Source organism: Paracoccus litorisediminis (assembly GCF_009711205.1).
Lineage (GTDB): Bacteria > Pseudomonadota > Alphaproteobacteria > Rhodobacterales > Rhodobacteraceae > Paracoccus > Paracoccus litorisediminis.
Genome location: NZ_WMIG01000001.1, coordinates 304,296 through 328,576, shown reverse-complemented (window position 1 = coordinate 328,576; position 24,281 = coordinate 304,296). Strand labels below are relative to the sequence as shown.

Here is a 24,281-nt window from a genome sequence, read left to right as displayed (position 1 = left end):
GGATTCCATGAAACTTACGCACATGCTGCTGGTCTGCGGCACGATTCTGGCTGGCACCACCGGCGCGGCTCTGGCCGCGGATTGCGAAATCACCCTGCGCTCGTCCGACACCCATCCCGACGGCTATCCGACGGTCGAGGGCGTCAAGGCGATGGCCGCCGAGGTCAAGGAAAAGACCGGTGGTCGCGTCTGCATCGAAGTCTTCCCCTCGTCCCAGCTGGGTGAGGAAAAGGACACGATCGAGCAGACCCAGTTCGGCGTGATCGACATGGTTCGTGCCAGCTTCGGTTCGTTCAACGACATCGTGCCGGTGACGCAGACGGTTTCGCTGCCTTACCTGTACCGCTCGGAAGATCACCTGCATCAGGTGCTGGATGGCCCGATCGGCGAGGAGATCGCCAAGGATTTCGAGGCGCATGATCTGGTCGCGCTGGCCTATTACGATGGCGGGGCGCGCAGCTTCTACAACTCGCAAAAGCCGATCAAGACGGTCGAAGACCTGAAGGGGATGAAGTTCCGCGTCATGCAGAACGACGTCTTTGTCGACATGATGTCGGCGCTGGGCGCGAATGCGACGCCGATGCCGTACGGCGAGGTTTATTCCTCGATCCAGACCGGGGTTATCGACGGGGCCGAGAACAACTTCCCCAGCTATGACAGCTCGGGCCATTCCGAGGTCGCGAAGTTCTTCACCCTCGACCAGCACCTGATGGTGCCGGAACTGGTCGCGATGTCCAAGGCCAGCTGGGAAAAGCTGAGCCCCGAGGATCAGGCCGTGCTGCGCGAGGCGGCCAAGAACTCGGCCACTGTGCAGCGCAAGCTGTGGGCCGATCAGGAAAAAGCCAGCGAGGACAAGGTCGTGGCCAGCGGTGCCGAAGTGACCCGCGACGTCGACAAGACCGCCTTCATCGAGGCCATGGCCCCGGTCTATGAGAAATACGTGACCACGGATCAGGCCAAGGATCTGGTCAAGCGCATTCAGGAAACCAAGTGACTTGGGGCAGCCCGCGGCGAACATGCCGCGGGCGCCTTTCGATCCACTCCGTCACATGGGGGAAATAATGGGACAGGGAATTGCCGCGTTGTCCCGGCTGAATGCCGTTCTGGCCCGCGCCAGCCTATGGCTCGCGGGCTTTGGGCTAAGCGCGATGACGGTCATCGTCTTTGCGCAGGTCTTCATGCGCTATGTCATGAATGACAGCCTGCTTTGGGTCGAACCGACCGCCATCCTGCTGATGAGCTGGTTCATCTTTCTTGGCTCGGCCGTTGGCGTGCATGAGAACTTTCACATGGGCTTCGACGTGCTGATGCACTTCCTGCCCGAGAAATTCGGCACCTGGCTGCGGCTGATGTCGGATCTGGCGGTGCTGATCTTTGGGTTGGGGATGGCGATCTATGGCTGGCAGCTGATGGCCAAGACCTGGGGCGCGACGCTGCCGGTGATCCGTCTGCCCGGCGGCATGAGCTATATGCCGCTGTTTGTCGGCGGACTGCTGATCACGCTTTTCGTGCTGGAACACATCCTGAACCGGCTGACCGGCAAGACGCTCGAGACCGAGCCGGATGCCGAAGATGTTTTGATGACCGAGGCGTGAGATGGAATATCTGATCCTTTTCGGTGTTTTCACCGTTCTCATGCTGATCGGCACGCCCATCGCCTTCTGTCTGGGCATCTCCAGCCTCGCGACGGTCGGCTATCTGGGCCTGCCGGCGCTGGTGGTGTTTCAACGGGTTTCGGCGGGGATTTCGGTCTTCACGCTGATGGCCATTCCCTTCTTCATCTTCGCGGGTGACCTGATGGTCCGGGGCGGCATCGCCGCCAAGATCGTGGCCTTTGCCGGATCGCTGATCGGCCATGTCCGTGGCGGGTTGGGGCAGGTGAACATCGCGGCCTCGACGCTATTCGGCGGCATTTCCGGTTCGGCTGTGGCCGAGGCGGCGGCTGTCGGTGGCATCATGATCCCGCAGATGAAGGCGCGCGGTTACGGCGCGGATTACGCGGTCAACGTGACCTCGATGGCGGCGCTGATCGCGCTGCTGCTGCCGCCCAGCCACAACATGATCATCTATTCGATCTCGGGTGGCGGTAAAATCTCGATCGCGGACCTGTTCACGGCAGGGATCATCCCCGGTCTGCTGCTGGCCGTGGCGCTGTCGATCACCGCCTATCTGGTGGCCCGCAAGCGCGGCTATCCGACCGAGGCTTTCCCCGGCTTTGCCCGTGTCTTCCGCTTCCTGCTGGAATCGCTGCCGGGCATGCTGCTGATCGCGATCATCTTTGGCGGCGTGCGTTCGGGTGTGTTCACGGCCACGGAAAGCTCGTGCATCGCGGTGATCTATGCGCTGCTGGTCACGGCCTTTGTCTATCGCAGCCTGAGCTGGACGGATTTCGTCCATGCGACACAGCAGGCGGTGCGCACCACGGCGATGGTCCTGCTGATCATCGGCATGGCGGGGGCCTTTGGCTGGCTGATGGCCTATCTGCATGTGGCGCAGATCTCGCTGCAATGGATGCAGTCGGTGTCGAACAACCCGTTCGTGATCCTGCTGATGATCAACATCGTGCTGCTGGTTCTGGGCACGTTCATGGACATGTCGCCCTTGATCATCATCACCACGCCGATCTTCCTGCCGGTGGTTTCGGCCTTTGGCGTCGATCCGGTGCATTTCGGGGTGATCATGATCCTGAACCTTGGCATCGGTCTGAACACGCCGCCGCTGGGCCCGGTGCAATTCGTCGCCGCCGCCGTCGCCCGCATCAGCATCTGGGAGGCGATGCGCAGCGTCTGGCCCTTCTATGCCGCGGGTCTGGTGGTGCTGATGATGGTCACCTACATCCCGGCGCTGTCGCTGTGGCTGCCATCGGTGTTCAAGTAATACGGAAGGGCCCGCCACTGGCGGGCCTTTTCATTCCTGCGCCAGTTTCTCTGCCTGCTCGGGCTCATCCAGCCGCATGAAGCCGCCATGGCGGCTTTTCTCGATCCGGCGCATATGTTCGCGGGGCGACAGGCCCAGAGTACGCTTGAACATGCGCGAGAAGTAATAGGGATCGGCATAGCCCAGCTCGGCTGCCGTGGCCGAGACGTTCAGCCCCGATTCCAGATGGTGCATGGCCAGTTCCATCCGGCGGTATTCCTGATACTTGCGCGGCGTACGCCCGACGCGGCGCTGAAACTCGCGCAGGAAATAGTCACGGTTATAGGGGGCCGAATCGACGGCCCGCGTCGCCACATCCGGATCGATCGGATTGGCCGAGATCATCGTTGCCGCCTTCATCACCGCCAGATCCAGCGCATGCGCGCCCTCGGGCAGATAGGTGGCGCTGTCGCGCCAGCCGATGAAGGCATCCTCGATAAAGGCGATCAGCAGCACCATGAACAGGTGATGCTGGCCCAAGGTCACCGATTCCGGCGGCGCGCTTTGGCGGTAATGGCGCACCATCGCTTCCAGCAGCGGCCAGCGGGTCAGGCGCAGATGCGGGCGCAGGTCCATCTGGCCGATCAGGTCATGCAGCCCATAGATGTTCAGGGTGAAATGCTGGGCCACGCCGCGATAGGTTTCCGGCCCCTCGTTATGGCCGCGAAAGCGCTGGCCGCGGCGGATCAGCATGGCCTCACCCGGTTCGATCACGCGCGGTTCATCGTCGATCAGGTAATGCCCGCGTCCTTCAAGGCAGAAGACCAGATCGTCCACCGGGTTCACCTTGTCGATGGCCCAAGTCGTCGAATGCTCCATGCGGATGGCGGCACGGGTCAGGGTCAGGGTCAGCGCGGAAGGGGGAATGGCGGCCAAAATGCCACCTTCGATTTCGTCCATCTTTTTTCCCTCCTTTGTCAATTCAACCTGCACCTTGATTCCGGTTATTTCATCCTCAGACAAGCAGTCGCTTACCGAATTCTGACAGGGAGGAGATCGGAAGCCGGCATCGGAACGTCATGCGTTCCGCCACGCGTCGGCCCGGTCTGGAGGTTTCACTTGCACGAATCCGCATCTTGCTCAGGCGCGCCGCCGCGTCCCGAAAGGGGCTGCGCATGAAACGCCAACGCTTTCTGGGACTGGCCTATCTGGCGCCCTATATCCTTGGGCTTCTGGTCTTCACGATGATCCCGTTCATCGCGTCCTTCTATCTCAGCTTTACCAAATACGACCTGATGAGCGAGCCGCGCTGGACCGGCCTTGCGAATTACGAAAAGCTGTTCACCCGCGACCGCACTTTCGACAAGTCGCTGTGGGTGACGCTGACCTATGTGTTCCTGACCGTACCGCTGAAGCTGGCCTTCGCGCTCTTCATCGCGGCGATCCTGAACTACAAGCTGAAGTTCATCAATTTCTTCCGCACGGCCTTCTATGTGCCGTCGATCCTTGGCGGCTCGATCGCGATTGCGGTCCTGTGGCGCTACATGTTCGCCTCCGAAGGGCTGGTCAACATGGCGCTGGCCATGGTCGGGATCAACCCGGTCGACTGGTTCGGAGACCCCGGCAACGCGCTGTTCACCATCACGCTGCTGCGCTGCTGGCAGTTCGGTTCGGCCATGGTGATCTTCCTTGCGGCGCTGCAATCCATCGACAAGTCGCTCTATGAGGCGGCGGCCATCGACGGGGCCAGCAAGACGCGGGTGTTCTTCTCGATCACGCTGCCACTGCTGACGCCGGTGATCTTCTTCAACCTGATCATGCAGATGGTGCAGGCGTTCCAGGAGTTCAACGGCCCCTACATCATCACGCAGGGCGGCCCGCTGAAATCGACCTATCTGCTGCCGCTCTATATCTACGACGAGGCCTTCAAGAAGTTCAACATGGGCTACGCCTCGGCCATCGCCTGGGTGCTGTTCGGCATCATCATGGTCCTGACCCTGGTCGCCTTCTGGTCGTCGAAGAAATGGGTCTATTACGCCGGCGATAAAAGGAGCTGATCCATGGACACCAATGCCATGCTGGACATGGATGCCTTTAACGATGCGCAGGCCGCCAAGCGTGCCCGCCTGCGCCTGATCTCGGCCACCATCCGCTATGTCCTGCTGTTCGCGGTCGGTCTGCTGATGCTGTACCCGCTGATCTGGCTGGTCGGCGCAAGCTTCAAGACCAATTCCGAGATCTTCTCGGGGGCGGGCTTCATCCCGCAAAACCCGACGCTGGACGGCTATATCAAGGGCTGGCAAACCTCGACGCCCTATACGTTCGGGCGCTTCTTCTGGAACTCGTTCCTGATCATCCTGCCCAAGACCATCGGCACGGCGATCAGCTGCACGCTGGCGGCCTATGCCTTTGCCCGCTTCGATTTCCCGCTGAAGAAGCTGCTGTTCACCACCGTCATCGCGACGTTGCTGCTGCCGAACGTGGTGACGCGCATCCCGCAATACATCCTGTTCCGCGATCTGGGCTGGCTGGACAGTTTCCTGCCTCTTTGGGTGCCGTCGGCACTGGCGGGGGATGCGTTCTTTGTCTTCATGCTGGTGCAGTTCCTGCGCTCTCTGCCCTCGGACATGGAGGAAGCGGCGCGGGTGGACGGCGCCAACAGCCTGCAGACGCTGGTCTATATCGTCGTCCCGATGCTGGCCCCGGCGCTGATTTCGGTCTGCCTGTTCCAGTTCATGTGGACCATGAACGATTTCCTCGGGCCGCTGATCTACCTGTCTTCGGTGGACAAGTACCCGGTCAGCCTGGCGCTGAAACTTTCAATCGACACAACCGAAGCCTTCGAATGGAACCGCATCCTTGCGATGTCGGTCCTGACCATCGCGCCCGCGCTGATCATCTTCTTTGCCGCGCAGCGCTACTTCATCGAAGGCATTTCCTCTGGGGGGGTAAAAGGCTGATGGCACGTGTTCAGCTGCGCAATCTGGAAAAGGTCTATGGCGGCTCGGTCAAGGCCGTCCACGGCATCAACCTTGATATCGAAGATGGCGAGTTCATGGTTTTTGTCGGACCCTCGGGCTGTGCGAAATCCACGACCTTGCGGATGGTCGCCGGCCTTGAGGACATCACCGGCGGTGAGATCATCATCGGCGGCCAGCGGGTGAACGACCTGCCGCCCGGCAAGCGTTCCATCGCCATGGTGTTCCAGAACTACGCGCTTTACCCGCATATGAAGGTGCGCGGGAACCTGGCCTTTGGCCTGAAGATCGCGGGCAAATCAAAGCCCGAGATCGAGACCGCGATCAACGATGTCGCCCGCATCCTTGAAATCGAGCCGCTGCTGGACCGGCTGCCGAAGCAGCTGTCGGGCGGTCAGGCGCAGCGTGTCGCCTTGGGGCGTGCGCTGATCAAGAAGCCGGGCGTGTTCCTGTTCGATGAGCCGCTGTCGAACCTGGATGCGAAACTGCGCGCATCCATGCGGGTCCGGATCACCGACCTGCATCGGCGGCTCAAGGCCGAGGGGCTGTCCTCGACCGTCATTTACGTGACCCACGACCAGACCGAGGCGATGACCATGGGCGACCGGATCTGCGTCATGCAGGCGGGCCGGATCATGCAGGTCGCGACCCCCAAGGAGCTGTACAACCATCCGGCGAACCTGTTCGTCGCGGGCTTCATCGGCAGCCCCGAGATGAACCTGATCGAAGGTCATCTGCAATCGGGGCAATTCGTGATCGGCAACCAGCGGCTGTCGCTGGGGGATGAGGTGCTGTCGCGGCTGGCCTCGCAGCCCAAGGACGCGGTGCTGGGCGTGCGCCCGCAGCATCTGGCGCTGGACCCCTCGGGCTTGCAGGCGCGGCTGACCAATGCCGAATTCATGGGCCACGAAGTCTATCTGCATGCCGATCTGGAGGGGCAGAAGATCATCGCCGTGGTCGGCACCGCCGAATACGAGCAACTGGGCCGCGCCGAAACCATCGGCCTGAAGCCCGCGGCCGAGCATCTTCACGTTTTTGATAAGGCCGATGGCAGCAATGTCTCGCTGCAAGGTCACAGGTTGGCCGCCTGAATTCCAAGGCCGCAGAGGAGGGAAAACAATGAAACTGAAACGCTTTGCCGGGGTGCTGACCGGCACCGCGCTGGCCACGATGACGATCGCGCAGACCGCCTCGGCGGCGGAACTGCGCATGTCCTGGTGGGGTGGCGACAGCCGCCATGTCGCCACGCAAAAGGCGCTGGAAGCCTGCGGCGCGAAACATGGCCACACCATCAAGGGTGAATTCACCGGCTTTGACGGCTATCTGGAAAAGCTGACCACCCAGATGGCCGGCGGGACCGAGGCCGATATCGTGCAGGTGAACTGGCCGTGGTTGCCGCTGTTCTCGCGCGATGGCACCGGCTTTGCCGATCTGCGCAAGCTGCCTGCAGTGGACCTGAGCCAGTGGAGCGAGACCGACCTGAACTCGGGTTCGACCAATGGCGTGCTGCAGGGCATTTCGGTTTCGACCACGGGCCGCACCTTCTTCTTCAACCAGACCACCTTCGAAAAGGCCGGGGTCCCGGTTCCGACCAACTGGGCCGAGCTTGAAGCCGCGACCAAGACGCTCAAGGAAAAGCTGGGCGACGACTATTACACCTTCAACGCGGTAAAAGAGACGGCTCAGCTACTGGTCACGCTGGCCGTGACCCAGAAGACCGGCAAGGATCTGGTCGATCCGGCCACCAACCGCGTCGCCTGGACCCCCGAGGAACTGGCGGGCGGTATCAACTTCCTTGGCCATCTGGTCGAGATCGGCGCGATCCGTTCGCAAAAGGCCGAGGCCTCGGACGGAAACGTCAACCTGTTCGAGAAACCGGCATGGGCCGAGGGCAAGATTGCCGGTTCCTATGAGTGGGATTCGACCTATTCGAAATATGCCGACCCGCTGAAGGATGGGCAGGTGCTGAAACCGGTGCCGATGCTGCATATCGAAGGCTCGGTGACGGATGGCGTCTATCGCAAACCCTCGATGCTGCTGTCGGTGTCGAAGAACTCGAAGAACCCCGAAGCGGCGGCGCAGATCCTGAACTGCCTGCTGAACGAGCCCGAGGGGATCGACGCGCTGGGCACTTCGCGCGGGTTGCCGTCGTCCAAGATTGCGGCCGAGCGTCTGGCCGGGCAGGGCGAACCCGAGGTCCGCGCCGCCAATGAAATCGTCGTGGCGGCGGCGGGTCCGATGATCTCGCCCTTCAACGAACATCCCGAGATCCGCAGCAACTTCATCGATTCGCTTGAGGAATTTGCCTACGGCCAGATCTCGGCCGAAGACGCGGCCCAGCAGATCATCGACGGCACGAACGACGTTCTGGCCGAGTTCGACTGACGCATCCGCCCGCCGCGATCAATTGCGCGGCGGGCAAACCCAAAAGGCATGATCATGACACCCATCCCCCTCGCCGTGACGGCGCGGGCCGCTGCCTTGCGGCTTCCTGTCAGCCACGCGCTTTATCATCTGCCCCGGCCCTTGGGCTGGCGGCTGGCAGCAGTCGGTCTGCCTGACCGGCATGGCGAGGCCGGGGCCGTCACCCTGCTGCTGGACGACCTTGTGCCCGACACCGCCTATAGCCTGCGGGTCGAGGGGATGGACGAAATCGAATTCCGCAGCGCGGCTTGCGCTGGTGCGCTGACGCCCGCCGGCATGATCGAAGGTGCGGCCCGCGACGATCTGGCCGCCGCCCGACACAATGCCGACACCATTGCCGATGCCATCGCTGCGCTGCCGGTGGGCGGCACATTGATCCTGCCTTCGGGCGATTGGGTCTGTGCCCCGGTGGCGCTCAAATCCGACATGGTGCTGCATCTGGCGCGGGGGGCGGCATTGATCGCGCCCTCGGACCGGACGAGCTGGCCGATCCTGCCCGCGCGGGATGCGCATGGCCGGATGCTGGGCAGTTGGGAAGGCCTGCCAGCGGATTGCTTCGCCGCCGGGCTTCACGCCATCGCCGCCGAACGGCTTGTCATCGAGGGGCGGGGCACCATTGATGGCTCGGGCGATCTGGGCGACTGGTGGACCTGGCCCAAGGAAACCCGCGATGGTGCGCGCCGTCCGCGCGGGCTGCATCTGATCGGCTGCAGCGACGTGACGCTGATGGGTTTCACCATCCGCAACGCGCCCAGTTGGACCATCCATCCGCAGGGCTGCGACCGGCTGTTGGCGGTAGGCCTGCAGATCGAGGCGCCGCATGACAGCCCGAATACAGACGGCCTGAACCCCGAAATGTGCCGTGATGTCGAGCTTGAGGGCATCCGCTTCTCGGTCGGGGATGATTGCATCGCAGTCAAGGCGGGCAAGCGCGGCCCGAATGGCGAGGCGGATCATCTGGACGAGACCCGCCATATCCGCGTGCGCCATTGCCTGATGGAACGCGGTCATGGCGGGCTGGTCATCGGCTCGGAGATGTCGGGCGGCGTCCATGATGTCGCTATCGAGGATTGCGAGATGATCGGCACCGATCGCGGCTTGCGGATCAAGACGCGACGCGGGAGGGGCGGGGCAGTGTCCGGTATCGCCATGCGGCGCGTCGCAATGCGGGGCGTGCAGACCGCGATCTCGGTCAATGCGCATTACCATTGCGACCCGGATGGCCACGCGCCTTGGGTGCAGGATCGCGCCCCCGCGCCGGTCAATGACCGCACCCCCCGGATCAGCGGCATCACCATCGAGGATGTGACGCTGGACGGCTTGGCCCATGCCGCTGGTGCCTTTCTTGGCCTGCCGGAAGCGCCGATCGATCAGGTGACGATCCGTCGGCTTCGTATCGGCTCGCTTGACCCAGCGGCGGTGCCGACGCCGCCCGACATGGCCGATCGGGTCCGCCCGATGCGCCACGAAGCCCTGCTGGCCGAGCAGGCGAATGTTGATTGCGACGACGCCTCGCTGCTGTCGCTTGCCCCGATTACCCAGAAATGAGGTGCGCCATGCCGCTCAGCGACTATTTCGACGCGTTTTGCCATGATTATCAGGCCTACAAAGGCGGTCCCTGGTGCTACGAGGATGGCTGCATCTATCGCGGACTGGATCTGCTGCACGAGGTGACGGGCGATCCGCGCTGGCGCGCGCATCTGCGTCGTCTTGTCGATGCGCAGGTCGGACCCGAGGGCGAGCTTGCGGGCTACGACCCGGACGATTTCAACATCGACAACATTCTGGCGGGGCGGGTGCTGTTCCCGCTGTGGCGCGAAACCGGCGACGACCGCTACATGGCGGCGGCACGCCGGCTTGTCGGACAGCTTGACCGGCATCCCCGCATCAGCACCGGCAATTACTGGCACAAGCTGCGCTATCCGCATCAGGTCTGGTTGGACGGGCTGTATATGGGGCTGCCGTTCCAGATCGAATATGGCATCGCCGCTGGCGAGCCGCAGCGGATCGAGGACGCACTGACGCAATTTCTGGCCGCGCTGGACCTGACCCAGACGCCATCGGGCCTGCATGTTCACGGTTATGACGAAAGCCGCGACCAGCGTTGGTCGGATCCAGACACCGGGCAATCACCCGCCGTCTGGGCACGGGCGATGGGCTGGCTGGCGATGGCGCTGGTCGATGCGCTGGCCTTGCTGCCGGGCGATCCGCGGGCGGCCGAGTTGCATCAGCGGACCCGACAGATCCTGCTGAAGCTGGCCGATCTGCAAGCGCCTAGCGGGCTTTGGCCGCAGGTTCTGGAAGCGCCTGATCTGCAGGGAAATTATGAGGAAAGCTCGGCCTCGGCGATGTTTGCCTATGCCTTCTTGCGGGCGGCGCGGCTGGGGCTGGTCTCGGGGGGCGATGCTGCGCGCCTGCGAGACGCCGGGCTGAAGGCGCTGGATGCGCTGGAACAGACGCGGCTGATCCAGCGCGGCGGGCGTAGCCGGTTCTCGGGTATCTGCCATGTCGCGGGGCTGGGTGGGTTCAGCGGCGTCTATCGCGACGGCACGCCCGGTTATTACCTGACCGAACCGGTGGTCGATGACGATGCCAAGGGCGTCGGTCCGTTGATGATGGCCTGCGCCGAACGCGAGCAGGTGGCCTCGCTGGCCGCCGAGTAAGCTAACGCAATCAGTCGGGGCAGGGCGCGACTTCGGCCGCGCCCTTTTCGTTTTCACTGACATGTTCGACAACATGTAAGACAAGTATTGACACGTGCCCGGCAGATTCGTTACGCATATTCAGGAAATCTGAAGCCTGCGAGGAATTGCCATGATCATCACGCATGTGGAGGCGCGCGTCTTCCTGACCACCACGCGCCGTCACTCGGACAGCGCGGGCCATGCCCATCCCGGTCCCGCCCATCAGGTCCAGCAGGCGATGTTGACCATCCGCACCGAGGACGGCCATGAGGGCCACTCCTTCACCGCGCCGGAAATCGTGCGCGAGCATGTGCTTGAGAAATTCGTGCGCAAGGTGCTTGTCGGACAGGATGCCCGCGACCGCGAGCGGCTGTGGCAGGAACTGGCCCATTGGCAGCGCGGCTCGGCGGCGCAGCTGACCGATCGCACGCTGGCCGTGGTCGATTGCGCGCTGTGGGATCTGGCGGGCCGGGCGCTGAACCAGCCGGTCTACAAACTGATCGGCGGCTATCGCGACAAGGTTCACGCCTATGGCTCGATCATGTGCGGCGACGAACTGGAAGGCGGGCTGGCTACGCCCGAGGATTACGGCCGTTTTGCCGAGAAGCTGGTCGCCCGTGGCTACAAGGGCATCAAGCTGCACACCTGGATGCCGCCGGTCAGCTGGGCGCCGGATGTTCGCATGGACCTGAAGGCCTGCGCCGCGGTTCGTGAGGCGGTCGGCCCCGATATCAGCCTGATGATCGACGCCTTCCACTGGTATTCGCGTTCCGACGCGCTGGCGCTTGGCAAGGGCTTGGAAAAGCTGGGCTTCGACTGGATCGAAGAGCCGATGGATGAGCAATCCATGTCGTCCTACAAATGGCTGGCCGAGAATCTGGACATTCCGGTCGTCGGCCCGGAAAGCGCCGCCGGCAAGCATTGGCACCGCGCGGAATGGGTCAAGTTCGGCGCCTGCGACATCCTGCGCACCGGCGTGAACGATGTCGGCGGCATTACCCCTGCGCTGAAGACCATGCATATGGCCGAGGCCTTCGGCATGGAATGCGAGGTTCACGGCAACACCGCGATGAACCTGCATGTCGTCGCCGCCGCCAAGAACTGCCGCTGGTACGAACGCGGTCTGCTGCACCCGTTCCTCGAATATGACGATGGCCACGACTATCTGAAATCGCTGTCCGACCCGATGGATGCCGATGGTTACGTGCATGTGCCGGATCGTCCGGGTCTGGGCGAAGATATCGACTTCGACTTCATCGAGAACAACCGCGTGAAGTGAGGGCAGGGCGATGAAGCAGATCCTTGCCTTTGGCGACAGCCTGACCTGGGGCGCTGATCCGGTGACGGGCTTGCGCCACCCGCATCCCGCGCAATGGCCGGTGGTGCTGGAGGCCGGGCTGACCGGCGCGCGGGTGATCGGCGATGGCCTGGGTGGGCGCACCACCTGCCGCGACGATCATTCCGGGCCTGCCAGCCGTAATGGGGCATGGGCGCTGCAACTGGCCTTGGCCGTGCATATGCCGCTGGATCTGGTGATCCTGATGCTGGGGACGAATGATCTGAAGCCGGTCCATGGCGGTCAGGCGATCTCGGCCCAAGGTGGCATGCGCCGTCTGGCCGAGATCGTCCAGACCTTTCCCTACAAGCCGCGTTCGGCCGTGCCGAAACTGCTGATCGTCGCGCCGCCGCCCTGCGGCCCCACCGCCAATGGTGGGCCTGCGGGCGGGCGGATCATCGCGGAATCCGAACTGTTCGCGCCCCTCTATGCCAGCCTTGCAGCTGAGTTGGGTTGCGCGTTTTTCGACGCAGGGACCGTGGCGCGACCGTCAGTTGAGGATGGTGTCCATCTGGATGCCGACAATACGATTGCGATCGGCAAGGCGCTGGTCCGGCCGGTGGCGGAATTGCTGGCCTAGAACAAGATCCGGTCATCCTGCGCTGGCAGGGTAACCCATGGCGAGCCGCACGCCCATGACGCGGCATCTGGGAGGATAAAATGAGGAAATTCCTGGCATCCGTGGCGCTTGGCGCGCTCATGCTTGGCGCGGCTCCGCAAGCCTGGGCCGAAACCCCCGACAACCAGCTGATCGTCGCCACGACGATGAGCAATATCCTGACGCTCGACCCGGCCGCGATCACCGGCCGCGAGACGGTGCAGGTGCTGAACAACATCTACGACACGCTGGTCACGCTGTCGCCCGAGGACAAGTCGGTCCAGCCGCGCATGGCCGAAAGCTGGGACGTGGCCGAGGATCGCATGTCGATCACCTTCCATCTGCGCAAGGATGCGAAATTCGCCTCGGGCAACCCGGTCACCGCCGAGGATGTCGCCTGGAGCCTGAAGCGCGTGATGACGCTGAACCTCGCGCAGGCCAGCTTCCTGAAATCGCGCGGTATCACCGCCGAGAATGCGGCCGATCACTTCGTCGTCGTCGACCCCAATACCTTCACCTTCAAGCTGGCCAAGCCCGACGACCCGGCGATGATCCTGATGATCCTTGCGCAGAACGGGCCGGGCTCGATTCTGGACAGCAAGACCGTGCTGGAGAACGAAAAGGACGGCGATCTGGGGCAGGGCTGGCTGACGCTGAACTCGGCCGGTTCGGGGCCGTTCACGCTGACCAAATGGGCCTCGAACGAATATATCATCCTGACCAAGAATGATGGCTATTGGGGCCCGGCCCCGGCGATGGACCGCGTTCTGATGCGCCACCTGCCGGAATCGCAATCCCAGCGCCTGATGCTGGAACAGGGCGATATCGACGTGGCCTATTCGATGCAGGCCCCTGACCTGACCGCGCTGGAAAAGGACGAGCACATCAAGATCGCCTCGACCCCCGGCGCAGGCTTCTACTACCTGTCCGTGTCGATGAAGGATGAGCGTTTCGCCAATCCGAAAGTGCGCGAGGCCCTGCGCCTGCTGATCGATTACGAAGGTCTGGATAAGGCCGTGATGCCCTATTACGGCAAGCTGCATCAGCGTCCGCTGACCACCGGCGTGTTGGGCCAACTGCCGGATCAGGGCTACAAGCTGGATGTCGCCAAGGCCAAGGAATTGCTGGCCGAAGCAGGCTATCCCAACGGCTTCAAGACCACGCTGCGGGTGCTGTCGGAAGATCCCTTCATCAAGGCCGCGACCGCGATCCAGAACACGCTGGCGCAGGCGGGCATTCAGGCCGAGATGATCACCGGCTCGGGCGACCAGATCTATGGCGCGATGCGCGAGCGGAACTTTGAGCTGCTCGTCGGTCGCGGCGGCGGTGGCCAGCAGCCGCACCCGGACAGCAACCTGCGCGCCTTGGCCTATAACCCCGACAACTCGGACGAGGCCAAGCTGACCAACTACCAAGGTTGGCGGACCAGCTATTACGACGCGAAGCTGAACGAAATGATCGAGGCCACGCTGCTGGAACGCGATGCGGCCAAGCAGAAGGCGGATTACGAGGAAATCCAGAACTACATGGATCAGACCGTGACCTCGATCATTCCCTTCTCGGAAGTCGTGGACAGTGCGGCCTTCCGCGCCGATATCGAAGGGCTGACCGTGAACCCCTGGCTCACGCGCTTCGAGACGGTCACCAAGAAGCGTTAAGGACCGGACATGGCCGGGATTACCGCCGACAATCTGGTTCCCGGCATGATCGCCAAAGCCTTGGCCCGCGGATTTCCCGCGGGCTGGGCGCATTCCGGCGGCGATTTCGCCGCGTGGCAGGGGCGCGCGCGTCAGATCGCCGAACGCCATATCCTGCCCGATCCGGCGCTGCTGGACGTCCCTTGCGGCTGGCGCGATGACGCGACCGAGGATCGCGGTACTCATGTCGCGCATCAGGGCGCGATCCTGCTGCAAGGCGGTGGCGAATGGCCCGCGCTGATGCTGCGCCCGAAGGGCTCCGGCCCACATCCGGCGGCGCTGCTGCTGCATGATCACGGCTCGGAATTTCGCATCGGCAAGGAAAAATGCATCCGCCCGCTGGATGATGCTGCGCTGGCGCAGGCTTGGGTCGAGCGCTTCTTTGACGGCGTCTGGATCGGGGACCGATTGGCCGCACAGGGTTTCGTGACGCTTTGCGTGGATGCGCTGAACTGGGGCACGCGGCAGGGCAATGGCTATGACGCCCAACAGGCGCTGGCCTGCAACCTGATGCAGCTGGGCACCAGCCCAGCGGGGGTGATGGCGGCCGAGGACGTGGCGGCAGCGGGCTTTCTGGCCGGATTGCCGCAGGTCGACGCCGCGCGGGTCTGTGCCGTGGGCTTCTCGCTGGGCGGGTTTCGGGCGTGGCAGGTGGCGGCGCTGTCGCCGCATATCTGTGCCGCGGTCTCGGCCGGGTGGATGGCCAGCCTGCCGGGCCTTGCGGTGGCGGGGAACAACCATCTGCGCGGGCAATCGGCCTATTGGATGACCCATCCGGGCCTGCATGCGCATCTGGACCTGCCCGATCTGGCCGGGCTTGCCGCGCCCAAGCCGCTTTATGTCGAGGTCGGCGTTCAGGACAGGCTTTTCCCGCCGCCTGCGGTCGATGCGGCCTATGATCAGCTTCGCGCGATCTGGGGCGCGGCGGGCGCATCGCAGGAATTGGCGCTGGACCGGCCAGATGGGGACCATGCCTTTGGTCTTGCGCGGCAGGACGCCGCGTTCGACTGGCTGCTTGGCAGGTTGGATATGGGTTCAACAGGCGTCGAAATATGCTAGACAAGTTGGATAGCGACAAGTGAGGGTACGCATGAAACAGAATGTCGGTGCGGCCATCCCCCCGGTCCGCGAATCCATGGTCGACCGCATCAGCGACGCGCTGCGCCGCGAGTTGCAGGCCGGTCGTTTCCAACCCGGCGATCGTCTGCCCAGCGAAAATGAGCTGACGCGTCTGCACTCCGTCAGCCGCGCCGTCGTGCGCGAGGCCATCGCCGCATTGCGTGCCGACGGGCTGGTCGAGGCGCGCAAGGGGGCAGGGGTCTTTGCCCTTGATCCGGCGCAGCGTGAATCCCGGCCCTTTGACGACCTGACCACGGCGCGGATTTCCTCGGTCATCGAATTGCTGGAATTGCGTACGGCCTGCGAGATCGAGTCCGCAGCACTGGCTGCGGCACGGCGCTCGCCCTCGCAGCTTGAGGCGATTCTGGACGCGCATCACGCCGTCGAGCGCTGCCTGCGCAATGGCCAGCCGACTCGCGACGCCGATTTCGAATTCCATCTGGCGATTGCCAAGGCGACCCAGAACCGCCGCTTTCCTGATTTCCTGCAATTGATCCGCTCGGGCATCATTCCGCGCGGCGAGCTGCAGGGCGGCCAGCCCGGCGAACGTCCGCGCGACTACAACCTTCATCTTCAAGAAGAACATAGCCGCATCGTCGATGCGATCCTTGAAGGCGACGGCGCCGCTGCCGCCCAGCGGATGCGCGAACACCTGCGTGGCAGCCTTGAGCGTTACCAGGAATTGCTGCGTGCCGGTGGATCGGCGAACTAATATAACTTGTCTTACAGGCAAGCTGATATTATAAGACATCTACACAAGAGGAGATTCCCGATGTCCCGACCCGAATATCCCGTCGCCCATCCCGATACAGGGGTCGCGCGTCAGGTTCTGGCCGAGAATTCGGATCTGATGGTCGTTTCGTTCCGCTTCGACACGGGCGCCTGCGGTGCGCTGCACAGCCACCCGCACACCCAATCCACCTATGTCGCCAAGGGCCGTTTCCGGTTCTTTCGTGGCGATGAGACGCTGGAGTTGAATGTCGGCGATAGCATCGTCATCCCTTCGGGCGTCACGCATGGTTGCGAATGCCTGGAAGTGGGTGAGCTGATCGATAACTTCACGCCACGGCGCGACGACTTCTTGTGAACGGAACGGCGGCCCTGCGCCGCCGCTTGTCTGACAGGATTTGACAGACGGCAGGGACGCGGAGGCCGGTCCTGCCGAAAGGGAGGACTCATGCAGAACGCTCGGCTGCGCCTTCGTGGCGCCTCGTCGCAGGCGACCACCATCCTCATCACGCTGCTGGGCCTGTTGGTCCTGACTTTCGTGATCGGCAGGATGATGCCCGCCGATCCCGTTCGCGCCATGGTCGGCGAGGACGCGACCCGCGAAACCTACGAGATGGTCTATCACCAGCTCGGTCTTGACCGCCCGATCTGGGAACAGTTCCTGCGCTACCTGGGCGATGTGCTGACAGGCAATTTCGGCACCTCGATCCGCACCGGACAGCCGGTGATGCAGGACATCCTGCGCGCCATGCCCGCCACCATCGAGCTTGCCACCTTCGCCATCCTGATCGGCGCGGGTCTTGGCATTCCGCTGGGCGTGACGGCGGCGGTGAACAAGGACAAGTGGCAGGACCACCTGATCCGCGTCTTCAGCCTGTTCGGTCATTCGATGCCGATCTTCTGGACCGGGATGATCGCGCTGATCGTCTTCTATGCCCATCTGGGCTGGGTCGGTGGCTCGGGCCGAATGGAGCAGTTCTATATCGGCATGGTCGATGAGCGCACCGGTTTCCTGCTGATCGACAGCCTTCTGGCCGGTGAGACCGACGTGTTCTGGTCGGCCATCAACCACCTGATCCTGCCCGCCTCGCTGTTGGGCTATTCCTCCTCGGCCTATATCACCCGGATGACGCGCAGCTTCATGCTGGACCAGCTGGGGCAGGAATATATGACCACCGCACGGGTGAAGGGCCTGTCGCGCCGCCAGACGATCTGGCTGCACGCCTTTGGCAACATCCGGGTGCAGTTGGTGACGATCGTGGCGCTGGCCTATGGCTCGCTGCTGGAAGGCGCGGTGCTGATCGAGACCGTCTTCGCCTGGCCGGGCTTTGGCCAGTATCTGACCAGCAACCTGATCATCGGCGACATGAATGCGGTGATGACCTGCGTGCTGATCGTCGGCGTCATCTTCATCGTGCTGAACCTGATCTCTGACCTGCTGTATCGTACCTTTGATCCGAGGACGAAATGACCGTGAAAGACACAGACATGCCGCGTCAGGCCATGAAAATGCCGTCCTCGCTGATCGTTCTGCGCAATATCCTGGGCTTCCTGATGCGCTCGCCCACCTCGGCCTTCGGGCTGATCGTGTTGGGCCTGCTGATCGTGATCGCCGCCTTTGCGCCATGGATCGCGACGCATGACCCCTATGCGCAGGATCTGGCAAATACACTGCAGGCGCCCGGCAACGGGCATCTGTTCGGCACGGACGAACTGGGCCGCGACATCTTCAGCCGTCTGGTCTGGGGTTCGCGCATCTCGCTGACGATCATCTTCCTTGTGTCCATCGTCGTTGGGCCGATCGGGATGATCGTGGGCACCACCGCCGGTTACATGGGCGGGCGGCTGGACACGGTGATGATGCGGATCACCGACATCTTCCTGTCCTTCCCCTCGCTGATCCTGTCGCTGGCGTTTGTCGCGGCCCTTGGTCCCAGCCTGAATAACGCGATCATCGCCATCGCCCTGACCGCATGGCCGCCGATTGCGCGACTGGCCCGGGCCGAGGCGATGACCTTCCGCAAGGCCGATTACATCGCCGCCGCCCGGCTGCAGGGCGCGTCCGACATGCGCATCATCTTCAAGTCGATCATGCCGATGTGCCTGCCCTCGGTGCTGATCCGGCTGACGCTGAACATGGCGACGGTGATCCTGACCGCAGCGGGGCTGGGCTTCCTGGGCCTTGGCGCACAACCGCCGATGCCGGAATGGGGCGCGATGATCGCTACCGGTCGGCGCTACATGATCGACAGCTGGTGGCTGGTGACTTTCCCCGGCCTTGCCATCCTGACCGTCAGTCTTGCCTTCAACCTTCTGGGCGACGGCTTGCGCGATGCGCTGGACCCCAAACAGATGAACCGGAGGTAAGCCCATGGAAAAGCCAGTTCTTGACGTCCGGAACCTTGCCATCCGCTATGGCGGCGCATCCCGCGATGCAGTCCGGGGGGTCAGCTTCACCCTTGGCCGCGAAAGGCTGGGCATCGTTGGCGAAAGCGGCTCGGGAAAATCGACCGTTGGCCGCGCCATCCTGAAGCTGCTGCCCTCGGCCCAGATCACCGCCGACCGGATGCAGTTCGAGGACATCGACCTGCTGAAGGCGTCCGAGCGCGACATGCTCAAGATCCGCGGGCGGCGCATGTCGATGATCCTGCAGGACCCGAAATATTCGCTGAACCCGATCCAGCGTGTCGGGCGGCAGGTGGCCGAGACCTATATGCGCCATTTCCCGGCGACCAAGGCCGAGGCCCGGCAAAAGACGCTGGCCATGCTGGAAGCGGTGAAAATCCGCGACCCCGAGCGTGTCCACGACCTTTACCCGCACGAAATTTCGGGCGGTATGGGTCAGCGCGTGATGATCGCCATGATGCTGCTGGCCGAGCCCGATCTGGTCATCGCCGATGAGCCGACCTCGGCTTTGGACGTGACCGTGCGTCTGCAGGTGCTGGAGATCCTGAACGGTCTCGTGCGGGATCGCGGCATCGGGCTGATCATGATCAGCCACGACCTGAACCTTGTGCGCAACTTCTGCGACCGCGTGCTGATCATGTTCGACGGGCAAGTGGTCGAGACGCTGAACGCGCATGAACTCGACCGTGCCCAGCACCCCTATACCCGCGGGCTTCTGGCGGCCCAGCCCCGGATCGGGGACCGCCGCAAGATGCTCTCGGTGCTGGATCGTCGCCCGGAATGGAGTCAGGAGATCGCCCAATGACCAGCAATGTCGATATCCGTGATCTGTCGATCAGCTTTGGCGAGGGGCCGGCAGCGGTCAAGGTGCTGCCGGGCGTCACGTTCTCGGTCGAGGCGGGCGAATGTTTCGGTCTGGTCGGCGAAAGCGGATCGGGCAAATCGACGGTGCTGCGCTGCATCTCGATGCTTACCGATTTCTGGCAGGGTTCGATCACCGTCGGTGGCCGCGACATCCGTCAGATTCCGCGGCTGGAGCGCTGCCGCCTGCTGCAAATGGTGTTCCAAGACCCTTACGGCAGCCTGCATCCGCGCCAATCGGTGCGCACCACTTTGTCCGAGCCGCTGAAGATCCACGGGCTGGACGACCATGAGGGCCGGATGCGCCGGGTCATCCGCGACGTCGGGCTGACCGCGGATTTCATCGACCGCTTTCCGCACCAGATGTCCGGTGGCCAGCGCCAGCGCATCGCCATTGCCCGCGCGCTGATCCTTGAGCCGTCGTTGCTGCTGCTGGATGAGCCGACCTCGGCGCTGGACGTGTCGGTTCAGGCCGAGATCCTGAACCTGCTGGTGCGTCTGCGCGAGGAACGCGGGCTGACCTATATCATGGTCACCCATGATCTGGCCGTGGTCGATCACATGTGCGACCGCTTCGCCGTCATGCTGCATGGCGAAGTGACCGAGGTGCTGCCGCGCACGGCCATTGATGGCAACCATGCCACCCATCCCTATGCGCGCGAGCTGATCGGCGCATCGCTGGAATACGAAGGTGCGCTCTAGGGCGCCCAAGGCCCCGCCAACCGGCTGGCTCCTCCCGCGGCCGGTTGGCGGATTGCCATCGCAATTAGGACGAAAATGGGGCGACCGCGCAGGCGGTCGCCCCATTTGTTTTCGCAATAGCTGGTATTCGCTGGCGGAAATGGTTCCCGAATTTTTTCGGCAGATCGCCAAATCAATCGTCTTTTTTAATGATTTCGTAGCGTCGGTTCCATAAATTTGCCAAAGTTTGGAAACGTGGCCCTTGACCTGACAGCCTGTTTCGTTTGCATCGGACACGAAGAAAAATCTCTTGCTGGGAGGCAATATGTCCATCTTCTCCACCCGGTTCCTGGCCGCCTCGGCGCTTGCGCTGATGGCTGCGGCTCCGCTGCACGCCAAGACCTTCGTCTACTGCTCGGAAGGCTCGCCCGAAGGGTTCGATCCTGCGCCCTACACCGCGGGCACGACCTTCGACGCCTCGGGCCACCCGATCTATAACCGTCTTGTGCAGTTCAAGGCGGGGACCACCGAGATCGAGCCGGGACTGGCGGAAACTTGGGACGTGTCGGAAGACGGGCTGACCTATACCTTCCACCTGCGCAAGGGCGTCAAGTTCCACTCGAACGACAAGTTCACCCCCTCGCGCGACTTCAACGCCGATGACGTGATCTTCTCGTTCAACCGTCAGGCCGATGCCAAGGATCCGTGGCACACCTATATCTCGGGCATCACCTACGAGTATTACAGCTCGATGGAGATGGACAAGCTGATCAAGTCGATCGAGAAGGTCGATGACAACACCGTCAAGTTCACGCTGAACCACCCGGAAGCGCCGTTCCTTGCCAACATCGCCATGCCCTTCGTGTCGATCCTGTCCAAGGAATATGCCGACACGCTGGAAAAAGCCGGCACCAAGGAAGACCTGAACAACGCGCCGATCGGCACGGGCCCGTTCAAGTTCGTGGCTTACCAGAAAGACGCGGTCATCCGTTACCAGAAGAACGCCGACTACTGGGGCGAAGCGCCCAAGATCGACGATCTGGTTTTCGCGATCACCCCGGACGCCTCGGTGCGCCTGCAAAAGCTGAAAGCCGGCGAATGCCACCTGATGCCGTTCCCGGCCCCGGCCGATCTGGCCGACATCAAGGCCGATCCGAACCTGAAGGTTGACGAACAGGCTGGCCTGAACGTCGGCTACCTCGCCTACAACACCACCGTCGCGCCCTTCGACAAGCCCGAGGTCCGCCGCGCCCTGAACATGGCGATGGACAAGAAAGCGCTGCTGGAAGCTGTCTATCAAGGCAGCGGCGAAGTCGCCAAGAACCCGATCCCGCCGACCATGTGGTCCTATAACAACGCCATCGAGGACGACAAATACGATCCCGAAGCGGCGAAAAAGATGCTGGAAGACGCCGGCGTCAAGGACCTGTCGATGGAAATCTGGGCGATGCCGGTGCAGCGTCCCTACATGCCGAACGCCCGTCGCGCCGCCGAAGTCATCCAAAGCGACTTCGCCAAGGCCGGCGTCAAGGTCGAGATCGTCAGCTACGAATGGGGTGAATACCTCAAGAAGTCGATGGAAGAGGGCCGCAAGGGTGCCGTCATCCTCGGCTGGACCGGCGACAACGGCGATCCGGACAACTTCCTCTCGGTGCTGCTGAGCTGCGCCGCAGCCCAGCCGGGCGGTGCGAACCGTGCCTTCTGGTGCAACGAGGAATTCTCGGCGCTGCTCGCCAAGGCCAAGGCAAGCTCGAACCACGAAGAGCGCGTGAAGCTTTATGAAGAAGCTCAGGTGATCTTCAAGGATCAGGCCCCCTGGGCCACGCTGGCTCACTCGACGCAATATGTGCCGATGGCCAAGAACGTGACCGGTTTCGTGCAATCGCCGCTGGGTGACTACACCTTCGAGACGGTTGACCTGGCCGAATAAGGCCAAATCGGTTTTCAAGTGAATGCGGCCGTGCAGAGGACACCCCCTCTGCACGGCCCTTAGGTTAGGGTTCGATGCTTAGATTCATCCTCTCGAAGCTTCTCTATCTGATTCCGACGATGCTCGGGATCACGCTGGTGGCTTTCGGATTCATCCGGATGCTGCCCGGCGATCCGGTTCTGCTGATGGCCGGCGAGCGCGGGGTTTCCCCCGAGCGCTATGCCGAGATCTCGGCCCAGCTCGGCTATGACAAGCCGCTCTGGCAACAATATTTCACCTATCTTGGCGATCTGCTGCAGGGCGACCTGGGCAATTCGATCGTGACCAAGAAGCCCGTTCTGGCCGAGTTCCTGGCGCTGTTCCCGGCGACGGTCGAGCTTGCCGTCGTGGCCATCATCATCGCCACCCTCATCGGCGTGCCCGTGGGCGTCGTTGCCGCGATCAAGCGCGGCAGCTGGTTCGACCAGATCTCGATGACCGGGGCGCTGATCGGCTTCTCGATGCCGATCTTCTGGTGGGGCCTGCTGCTGATCATCTTCTTCTCGGGCATCCTGCAATGGACGCCGGTGTCGGGCCGCATCTCGCTGATGTATTTCTTCCCACCGGTGACCGGCTTCATGCTGATCGACAGCCTGATCTCGGGGCAGAAGGGCGCCTTCTCCTCGGCGCTGAGCCACCTGATCCTGCCGTCCATCGTGCTGGCGACGATTCCGCTGGCCGTCATCGCGCGCCAGACCCGTTCGGCCATGCTGGAAGTCATGGGCGAGGATTACGTCCGCACCGCCAAGGCCAAGGGCCTTTCGGCGCGTCGCGTGATCGGCGTCCATGCGCTGCGCAATGCGATGATCCCCGTGATTACCACCATCGGCCTGCAGATCGGCGTGCTGATGGCCGGCGCCATCCTGACCGAGACGATCTTCTCCTGGCCGGGCATCGGCAAGTGGATGATCGACTCGATCTCGCGCCGTGACTATCCGGTCGTCCAATCGGGCCTGCTGCTGATCGCGGGCATCGTGATGATCGTGAACCTGCTTGTGGACCTGACCTATGGTCTCATCAACCCGAGGATCCGCCACAAATGACCGAGACCACCGTCAAGATTTCGGACTCTGCCATCCGCCGCAGGATGGTCAAGGAGTTCTGGTTCTACTTCAGCCAGAACCGTGGTGCGGTCGTGGGCCTTGCGGTCTTCGTGCTGCTGGTTCTGACCGCGCTTTTCGCGGTGTGGATCGCGCCGCATGACCCGACGCATCAATACCGCGATGCGCTGCTGGTCCCGCCGTTCTGGCAAGAGGGCGGTCGCGCCGAATTCCTGCTGGGCACCGATGCGGTTGGCCGGGACATGCTGTCGCGCCTGATCTATGGCGCGCAATATTCGCTGTTCATCGGCATTGTCGTCGTCGCCATCGCCCTGACCGGCGGCATCATCCTCGGTCTGCTTGCAGGCTATTTCGGTGGCTGGGTCGATAGCGTCATCATGCGCGTCATGGACGTGATCCTGGCCTTCCCGTCGCTGCTGCTGGCACTGGTGCTGGTCGCGATCCTCGGGCCGGGCCTGACCAATGCGATGATCGCCATCGCCATCGTCTATCAGCCGCATTTCGCGCGCCTGACCCGTGCTGCGGTGATGGGCGAAAAGGCCCGCGAATATGTCACCGCCGCCCGCGTGGCCGGTGCCAGCAACATGCGCCTGATGTTCAAGACTATCCTGCCGAACTGCCTTGCGCCGCTGATCGTTCAGGCGACGCTGAGCTTCTCCTCGGCGGTTCTGGACTCGGCTGCGCTTGGTTTCCTTGGCATGGGCGCACAGCCCCCGGCCTCGGAATGGGGCACGATGCTGGCCGAGGCGCGGGAATTCATCCTGCGCGCCTGGTGGGTCGTGACCTTCCCCGGTCTGGCGATCCTGATCTCGGTGCTGGCGATCAACCTGATGGGCGACGGTCTGCGCGACGCGCTTGACCCGAAACTGAAGCGGAGCTGAG

The 24,281-nt window shown here is 62.9% G+C and carries 23 protein-coding genes; 22 read left to right on the top strand and 1 reads right to left on the bottom strand.

Translation table 11 applies throughout. The annotated features are described in order from the left end of the window. Positions 1-7 precede the first annotated feature (7 nt). The 3 genes from GL300_RS01675 to GL300_RS01665 all read left to right on the top strand — a co-directional run bounded on the left by GL300_RS01675 (position 8) and on the right by GL300_RS01665 (position 2,877). On the top strand, positions 8-994 hold the full coding sequence (locus GL300_RS01675; protein ID WP_192334997.1) for a TRAP transporter substrate-binding protein: 987 nt from the start codon (positions 8-10) through the stop codon (positions 992-994). 67 nt (positions 995-1,061) lie between these two features. Continuing rightward, entirely contained in the window at positions 1,062-1,595 is a 534-nt protein-coding gene (locus tag GL300_RS01670) for a TRAP transporter small permease (RefSeq protein ID WP_211594930.1), read from the top strand. Between the two features lies 1 nt (position 1,596). After that, positions 1,597-2,877, top strand: a complete 1,281-nt coding sequence (locus GL300_RS01665; RefSeq protein WP_155037835.1) for a TRAP transporter large permease — start codon at positions 1,597-1,599, stop codon at positions 2,875-2,877. A gap of 30 nt (positions 2,878-2,907) precedes the next feature. On the opposite strand, the gene GL300_RS01660 is transcribed toward GL300_RS01665, so the two are convergent. Further along, a complete protein-coding gene (locus GL300_RS01660) occupies positions 2,908-3,816 on the bottom strand; it encodes a helix-turn-helix domain-containing protein (RefSeq protein ID WP_155037834.1) in 909 nt (302 codons plus the stop codon). A gap of 215 nt (positions 3,817-4,031) precedes the next feature. Here GL300_RS01660 and GL300_RS01655 point away from each other — a divergent pair, with 215 nt between their 5' ends. The 19 genes from GL300_RS01655 (at position 4,032) to GL300_RS01565 (ending at position 24,280) form a co-directional block, all read left to right on the top strand. Next, positions 4,032-4,913: a carbohydrate ABC transporter permease gene (locus GL300_RS01655; protein ID WP_155037833.1), complete on the top strand. Its 882-nt coding sequence runs from the start codon at positions 4,032-4,034 to the stop codon at positions 4,911-4,913. A gap of 3 nt (positions 4,914-4,916) precedes the next feature. Next, positions 4,917-5,816: a carbohydrate ABC transporter permease gene (locus tag GL300_RS01650; RefSeq protein WP_211594928.1), complete on the top strand. Its 900-nt coding sequence runs from the start codon at positions 4,917-4,919 to the stop codon at positions 5,814-5,816. Continuing rightward, positions 5,816-6,925, top strand: coding sequence for an ABC transporter ATP-binding protein (locus tag GL300_RS01645; RefSeq protein ID WP_155037832.1), 1,110 nt, complete (start codon positions 5,816-5,818; stop codon positions 6,923-6,925). Before GL300_RS01650 ends, GL300_RS01645 begins: the two co-directional genes overlap by 1 nt. Positions 6,926-6,953: 28 nt before the next feature. Continuing rightward, the gene (locus GL300_RS01640) at positions 6,954-8,219 is read left to right on the top strand and encodes an ABC transporter substrate-binding protein (protein ID WP_155037831.1); all 1,266 of its coding nucleotides are present in this window, start codon (positions 6,954-6,956) and stop codon (positions 8,217-8,219) included. A 54-nt stretch (positions 8,220-8,273) separates the two neighbouring features. Continuing rightward, entirely contained in the window at positions 8,274-9,806 is a 1,533-nt protein-coding gene (gene pglA, locus GL300_RS01635) for a polygalacturonase PglA (protein WP_211594926.1), read from the top strand. Between the two features lie 8 nt (positions 9,807-9,814). Continuing rightward, positions 9,815-10,921, top strand: coding sequence for a glycoside hydrolase family 88/105 protein (locus GL300_RS01630; RefSeq protein ID WP_155037829.1), 1,107 nt, complete (start codon positions 9,815-9,817; stop codon positions 10,919-10,921). 151 nt (positions 10,922-11,072) lie between these two features. Beyond that, the gene (locus GL300_RS01625) at positions 11,073-12,221 is read left to right on the top strand and encodes a mandelate racemase family protein (protein WP_155037828.1); all 1,149 of its coding nucleotides are present in this window, start codon (positions 11,073-11,075) and stop codon (positions 12,219-12,221) included. Positions 12,222-12,231: 10 nt separating this feature from the next. Beyond that, positions 12,232-12,858, top strand: a complete 627-nt coding sequence (locus tag GL300_RS01620) for an SGNH/GDSL hydrolase family protein (protein WP_155037827.1) — start codon at positions 12,232-12,234, stop codon at positions 12,856-12,858. A gap of 80 nt (positions 12,859-12,938) precedes the next feature. Beyond that, positions 12,939-14,534, top strand: coding sequence for an ABC transporter substrate-binding protein (locus tag GL300_RS01615; RefSeq protein WP_155037826.1), 1,596 nt, complete (start codon positions 12,939-12,941; stop codon positions 14,532-14,534). Between the two features lie 9 nt (positions 14,535-14,543). Then, entirely contained in the window at positions 14,544-15,632 is a 1,089-nt protein-coding gene (locus tag GL300_RS01610) for a dienelactone hydrolase family protein (RefSeq protein ID WP_155037825.1), read from the top strand. A gap of 31 nt (positions 15,633-15,663) precedes the next feature. Then, the gene (locus GL300_RS01605; protein WP_155037824.1) at positions 15,664-16,404 is read left to right on the top strand and encodes a FadR/GntR family transcriptional regulator; all 741 of its coding nucleotides are present in this window, start codon (positions 15,664-15,666) and stop codon (positions 16,402-16,404) included. Between the two features lie 60 nt (positions 16,405-16,464). Continuing rightward, the gene (locus GL300_RS01600; protein WP_155037823.1) at positions 16,465-16,779 is read left to right on the top strand and encodes a cupin domain-containing protein; all 315 of its coding nucleotides are present in this window, start codon (positions 16,465-16,467) and stop codon (positions 16,777-16,779) included. 90 nt (positions 16,780-16,869) lie between these two features. Further along, entirely contained in the window at positions 16,870-17,892 is a 1,023-nt protein-coding gene (locus tag GL300_RS01595; protein ID WP_155037822.1) for an ABC transporter permease, read from the top strand. After that, on the top strand, positions 17,889-18,788 hold the full coding sequence (locus GL300_RS01590; protein ID WP_211594924.1) for an ABC transporter permease: 900 nt from the start codon (positions 17,889-17,891) through the stop codon (positions 18,786-18,788). Before GL300_RS01595 ends, GL300_RS01590 begins: the two co-directional genes overlap by 4 nt. Positions 18,789-18,792: 4 nt before the next feature. Continuing rightward, entirely contained in the window at positions 18,793-19,632 is an 840-nt protein-coding gene (locus GL300_RS01585) for an ABC transporter ATP-binding protein (protein ID WP_155037821.1), read from the top strand. Further along, a complete protein-coding gene (locus GL300_RS01580; RefSeq protein WP_155037820.1) occupies positions 19,629-20,390 on the top strand; it encodes an ABC transporter ATP-binding protein in 762 nt (253 codons plus the stop codon). Before GL300_RS01585 ends, GL300_RS01580 begins: the two co-directional genes overlap by 4 nt. A 304-nt stretch (positions 20,391-20,694) precedes the next feature. Beyond that, the gene (locus GL300_RS01575) at positions 20,695-22,299 is read left to right on the top strand and encodes an ABC transporter substrate-binding protein (protein WP_155037819.1); all 1,605 of its coding nucleotides are present in this window, start codon (positions 20,695-20,697) and stop codon (positions 22,297-22,299) included. Between the two features lie 74 nt (positions 22,300-22,373). Further along, positions 22,374-23,381, top strand: coding sequence for an ABC transporter permease subunit (locus GL300_RS01570; protein ID WP_155037818.1), 1,008 nt, complete (start codon positions 22,374-22,376; stop codon positions 23,379-23,381). Next, the gene (locus tag GL300_RS01565) at positions 23,378-24,280 is read left to right on the top strand and encodes an ABC transporter permease subunit (protein ID WP_155037817.1); all 903 of its coding nucleotides are present in this window, start codon (positions 23,378-23,380) and stop codon (positions 24,278-24,280) included. The genes GL300_RS01570 and GL300_RS01565 overlap by 4 nt, the downstream gene beginning before the upstream one ends. Position 24,281 lies beyond the last annotated feature (1 nt).